The 452-nt window shown below is 69.7% G+C and carries 1 protein-coding gene; it reads right to left on the bottom strand.

Annotation, left to right across the window (positions count from 1 at the left end):
• A partial coding sequence (locus ACI6QG_RS19650; protein ID WP_407026265.1) for a hypothetical protein occupies positions 1-391 on the bottom strand: 391 nt, incomplete at its 3' end.
• Between the last annotated feature and the right edge of the window lie 61 nt (positions 392-452).

Raw genomic sequence — 452 nt, 5'->3', positions numbered from 1 at the left:
CCCAATCCTGCTCGAAGAACACGCCATTGTCGCTGTCGAACAGGCCGACGCGGCGCTGCATCGACGTGAAGGGCGGCGGCGCGCCGAACAGCACGGCGGCGGAGGCATAGATGCCCTTGGAGGGCTGATAGCGGAAATAGGGGCGCGACTGGCGGATGGCGATGTCGCCGGCCGCGGGGCAGCGCATCCGCACGCCGCCCTCCTGCGGCATGTGGAGGATGGTGGCGCCGCCGCTCGAGAAATTCTCCCAGCGCAGCGGCTGGAGGCCGTACTCGAAGTCGACGTCGTAGATGTTCTGGCTGCGGGCGATCTTGAGGCGGCCGGCCGGGTCCAGGAAGGCGTCCGCGAAGCTGACCGGGGGCGCGCCCCAGTCCTGGTCGGCGATGAGCATGGGGTGGTCTCCGCGAAGGGTGCAGGCCGGGGAGTTGAACCCCGCCGGTCCCGGGAATGAG

It is taken from the genome of Sabulicella flocculans, assembly GCF_045449635.1.
In the GTDB taxonomy this organism is placed as follows: domain Bacteria; phylum Pseudomonadota; class Alphaproteobacteria; order Acetobacterales; family Acetobacteraceae; genus Roseococcus.
Note: the sequence above shows the minus strand (reverse complement) of the source record. Positions and strands in the feature narration are given on the sequence as shown.